We start from the raw sequence: 5,228 nt of genomic DNA on the forward strand, positions 1-5,228 counted from the left end.
GCCGGGGTTGGCGGGCGGGATCCCCGGATAGTTGCGGTCGTCGTAGGCGGCGATCTCCTGGGCGATGGTCCAGTACTGCGAGGGGTTCTCGGGGGCGTTCGGGTCGTCGATGACGCCGTGCTCGACGAAGTTCACCCACCGCGTCTCCCAGCCCCTGCGGATGGTGAGCACGACCCGCGCGCTGCCCGCGCGCAGAAACGCCTGCCGGTTGGCGTCGGGGTGTTCGATCTCGCGGATGAAGCGCCAGCTCTCGGGGAGGTCCCAGAAGTACGAGTAGAGGAAGCTGACCACGTTCTCCCACTCGATGGCCTGGTTGACGAAGCGCACGACGTCCTCGTACTGACGGACCGGCGTCCACAGCGTCGAGTCGGGGCCGATGGTGTTTCCCTCGAAGCCCGTACCGTGTGCCACGTCCACCTTGGCCGCGGCGAATGCGTCGAGGACTTCCTTCGGCATGCTGGGGAACCTGCCGCCGAGCAGGTAGCGCAGCACGTTCTTCATGATCTCGTCGCTCTCTTCACGGCGCAGGGTGAGCGTGTCCACGTCGTTCAGCCGCGCCTCCAGCGCCGCGATCCGGCCGGCGATGTCCTGCTGCTGTGCGTAGTACGCCGTCTGCGCGGCCGTGTAGAGCGCGTTCCACACATCGAACTGCCAGCGTTCCATGGCGGCTTGGGTGGGCCGCACCTCGGCGGTCAGCAGCAGGGACTGGGTGGACACCTGGTCGAAGACCAGGACGAGCACCGGTGTCCCCGTGGCGCCGGCCATGAAGTCGCCGCCGTCGGTGTCCCGCTTGAGCACTGTGTTCGGGTCGAAGACCTTGTCCGGGAAGGGGTCGAAGGGGAGGGTGGTGCCCTCGATGGTGAACTGGCCCAGGTGTCCGGCGAAGCTCGTCATCCGGCCGCTGATGGTGATGTTCACGATCTCGTACCCGGCGGGGATGTTGAGGGGCATCCTGGTGACGCCTCGGCCCTGCGGCAACGGCCCGGTCTCCACTGCGTACGTCTGCGGGGGCAGATCCGGGGGCGGCGGCGGGACCTGCGCGTCGTACTGGTCGGCGAGCACCAGGTAGTGCGGCGATTTGGGGGTGGGCGGGTCGGTTTTCGGCGGCTCCGGGTCGCCCTTGCGGACCTCGGCGGTGATGTCGTTGTGCGGGATGTTGAAGACGAACGGTCCGAGCTGGGCCTTGAGCGCCTCCAGCTCCGCGTACGGGCGGCGCATCGTGGCGGCGGGCTCCGGCAGGACGACGTCATACGTCTGCCGCATGCCGTACCGGTAGAGGCGGACCCGCCACTTGCGCATGAGGCTGAAGTAGTCGATGCGGATCGGGTTGGTCGCGCTGGGGTTCTTCAGCGTCCTGGTGGTGGTCTGCGATGTCCCGGTGACCGTGGTCGTGGTGATGGTGACCTTGTGCTCCTGCCGGGCGCGGGTGGACGCCTTCTGGGTCAGGGTGGTGGCGTGCTTCCTGCTGTCGGTCGCCGACTGGGAGGCGGCGTCCTGGCCGGTGTATCCCGAGGTGACCGAGCCGGAGATGACGGGGATGCCGCCGGAGACGGTCCCGGTGATGTTGAACTGGTTGGAGTGCTGCTGCTGTGAGGACGTCGACTGCGACAGCTCGGTGTTGTCCGTCACCCCGGTCTCGCTGAAGGTCTCCAGGGAGTCGGTGACGATCGAGCTGAACTCCTTCTTCTGGACCGACCATTCCTTGTAGGTGACGGCGGTCTCCTCCTGCGGGGCCAGGGGAATGGTGGCGACGAGTTCGCCGCGCTCGATCCCGGCCGGCGTCATCTCCAGCCGTTCCAGGTTCATCAGGCCCATCCGGGGCGCGGCGGTGTTGGCCTCGAGGCCCTTGGCCGCGACCACGGCGGTCTGCAGCGCCTGCAGCGCGGCGCCGCGCGCCGACTCCTCGGTCTCCTCCGCACGCTCGTGGCGCAGGGCGACCACAGCCTGCCCGTATTCCTCGAGCGCGCGGGTGGGGACGGCGGCGAAGGCGGAGAGCGGAGCGGGGGAGAAGGAAGGCGGGGTGAGCAGGTCCCGCAGGGGCTCGGCGAGTTCGGGGTGCCGGTTCCGTATCGCGTCCGCCTCGTCCGGCTGGAGCTGGAGCTGGCGTACGAACGCGGCCTTCGTCAGGGCCTGTCCGATGGGCGGGGTCTCCACGTCCAGAGGGACGAAGGTCGCTTTGTCGATCTCACGGGTCGACTGGTCGAGCACGGGCGCCGTCACCGGCGGAGCCGTCGGCGGGATCGTCGGAAGGGTCGCCGGCGGCACCGGTGAGGGGATGCTCGGCGTGTCGGCTCCGGACCTGGATCCCGGTCCGGACTCGGCGACATGGGTCATGGTGATCTCCACAGAGGGTGACAGGGGCCGCACTCCGGGCCACTGGCCCCGACCTTCGCACAACGGGTCACTCCGGGACATCTGTTGTGCCGCTGAGCGGATCAGCGCCCCGGGCGCCCTTGCATCGTGGCGCTGATGACCCTCCCCGTCCGCACCACCGAGGCCGTCAGCGGGGACAGCGGCTGGGAGGGGTCGACCAGGGCGCACAGGGCCGCGACGGCCGTGCCGCTGCGGCCGCGCAAGGGGACGGCGACACAGCACACCCCCTCCGCGACCTCCTGACGGTCGACGGCGAACCCGGCCTCCCGGATCTGCGCCGCCTCCCGCGACCACGCCCTGGACGGCGGTTCCACGGGCAGGCCGGCGGGTGCGCCCGCCACCAGGACCTTCCCCGCGGCGGTCGTCCAGGGGAAGGCCGTCCCCGCTCGCATCGGTGCGAAGGCATCCCATTCGCCGGGGACCGCGGCGGCCGTCAGAGCCCGGCCCTCGCGCAGTACGAAGATCCCCACTGTCGCACCGGTGGCTCTCGCCAATTCGTGGACGGGTCTGCGGGCGAGAGCCAGCATGCCGGGGTGCGGCTGCCAGCCGAGGCCGAGCCGGAACATGCGCGAGCCCATTCGGAAAAGGCCACCCGAGCGCTCCACCGCACCCAATTCGACGAGTTGTTCGAGAAGTCGGCGCGCGGTCGTCTTCGGTAATCCGCTCTCCGCGGCCAATGCTGTCAGCCGGGATTCCCCGGCCCTTTCCACGGCCTCCAGCAAGGCGAACGCACCTTCGAGAACCCCGCGCCCGCCACCTGGCATATTCATATCCACCACCGCCGAGCCCGCCCTTCCGCCACCGCTGCCGCTTTGTGCTCCCTCAGGGAAAGGAAAGCATTCTCGGATGGACGGAAGATAAATTCCCACGTGAAATACACGACGGTGTTGACAAGTGGGCCTGCCCGCCTCCACCCCACGCGGACCTATGGGGTGAGGCGGCGGCTGTTTCGTTGTGTCACGCGGTTTGTGTCACGCGGTCACCCGAGGACCCCCTTCCCTGCGGTCGGCAGGTCCTCGGGCAGCAGCGTCCGCAGGTCGTCCACGCTCGGCTGGCGCAGCGCCGTCAGCCGCCTGGCCTGGTACGTGATCATGGTTTCCAGCAGTTGCCGGGCCAGCCGCGCGTTGCCGAAGGAGCGGTCGCGCGGAATGTCCGCGATATGGGTGCGCAGCGCCTCCAGCGTGGCCGCCGGGCAGGCGTAGCCGGACTCCTCGGCGTGCCGCTCCAGGATGGTGAGGAGTTCGTCGGTGGTGTAGTTCTCGAACTCCACGAAGCGGGAGAAGCGCGAGGCGAGGCCGGGGTTGGAGTCCAGGAAGCGCCGCATCTCCGCGGTGTAGCCGGCGACGATCACCACGACCTGGTCCCGGTGGTCCTCCATCAGTTTCAGCAGTGTGTCCACGGCCTCGCGGCCGAAGTCGCTGGAGTTGCCCTCGGGGGTGAGGGTGTACGCCTCGTCGATGAACAGCACACCGCCCATCGCGCTTTCGAACACCTCCTTGGTGAGCTGCGCGGTGTGGCCGACGTAGCGCCCCACCAGATCGGCGCGCGCCACTTCCACCAGCTGGCCGCGGGGCAGTACGCCCAGGGAGTGCAGCAGCCCGGCGTAGAGGCGGGCCACGGTGGTCTTACCGGTGCCGGGCGGGCCGGAGAAAACCAGGTGCTGGCTGATCCGCGGGGCGGGCAGCCCGGCCGCCTCGCGCTGCTTGACCGTGGTGAGCAGCGAGACCAGATCGGTGACCTCGCGTTTGACCGCCCCGAGGCCCACCATGGCCTCCAGCCGGGCCAGCATCGCCTCCCGGTCCTCGCCGGTCTTCTGCTGGGCGCCGCTCTCGTCGCTGATGTCCTCGGGCAGCAGCAGGGTCAGGTCGCGCTCTGCCGGTTCGGCCATGGTGGCGAGGCGGAAGGCCTGGCGGTCCACCATCTCCTCGAACACCCGGCGCGCGGCGCGGCCGTTGCCGAATGAGGCGCCCCGGTCCATCGCCTCGAAGTGGGCGGCCAGCGCCTCGGTGGTGCCCGGTCCCAGTTCGTACTGGTGGGAGGCGCACATGCTCTCGGTGATGGTCACCAGGTCGGTGACGGAGTAGTTGGTGAACTCGATGGTGCGGGTGAAACGGGAGGCCAGGCCCGGGTTGGACACCAAGAAGGAGGTCATTTCCGCCGAGTAGCCGGCGGCGATGACCACGACGTCCTCGCGGTGGTCCTCCATCAGCTTCAGCAGCGTGTCCACGGCCTCGCGGCCGAAGTCGTTGGAGCTGCCGCCCTCGGGGGTGAGGGTGTAGGCCTCGTCGATGAACAGCACACCGCCGATCGCCTCGTTGAACGCCTCGGTGGTCTTGATGGCCGTACCGCCGATGACCTGGGCCACCAGATCCGCGCGGGACACCTCGACCAGATGGCCCGAGGGCAGGACGCCCAGCTGGGCGAGGATGGAGCCGTAGAGGCGGGCCACGGTGGTCTTGCCGGTGCCGGGCGGGCCGGCGAACACCAGATGGCGGCTCATCGACGGCACCGGCATGCCCAGCCGCTGGCGCCGCTGGGAGAGCTGGTTGAGGTTGACCAGGGTGCGCACCTGGTGCTTGACGCCGTCCAGGCCGATCAGCGCCTCCAGTTCGTCCAGCGGCTCCTTGGGCGCGGCGGAGCCGGAGTCCTTCCCCGAGGAGCGCCCGGTGGCGTTCGCGGTCACCGCGGCGCCCCAGATGTCGGGCGTGGCGTTGTCGGCGCTGGTCAGCTCCAGCACCTCCAGGCGCTCGCTCACCCGGGTCTGGGTCAGCCCGGCGCCCCGGTTCTCGCGTACGGTGCAGCCGGTGACGGTGACCGGTTCGGCGCTGTCGATCCGGATGCCGTCGCCGACGCTG

3 protein-coding genes and 1 pseudogene are annotated in these 5,228 nt (G+C 69.6%); all 4 read right to left on the reverse strand.

From position 1 onward, the window contains the following. Positions 1-2,334: hypothetical protein (locus tag CCN51_RS50710; protein ID WP_245881872.1), on the reverse strand; the 2,334-nt coding region annotated here is incomplete at its 3' end. A gap of 101 nt (positions 2,335-2,435) precedes the next feature. Beyond that, entirely contained in the window at positions 2,436-2,951 is a 516-nt protein-coding gene (locus CCN51_RS50715) for an IclR family transcriptional regulator domain-containing protein (RefSeq protein ID WP_238545607.1), read from the reverse strand. Between the two features lie 27 nt (positions 2,952-2,978). Further along, positions 2,979-3,143, reverse strand: a pseudogene (locus tag CCN51_RS58880) (helix-turn-helix domain-containing protein); the annotation flags it as partial. Between the two features lie 209 nt (positions 3,144-3,352). Further along, positions 3,353-5,228: AAA family ATPase (locus CCN51_RS50720; RefSeq protein WP_143676207.1), on the reverse strand; the 1,876-nt coding region annotated here is incomplete at its 5' end.

It is taken from the genome of Streptomyces milbemycinicus (assembly GCF_002154605.1).
GTDB lineage: Bacteria > Actinomycetota > Actinomycetes > Streptomycetales > Streptomycetaceae > Streptomyces > Streptomyces milbemycinicus.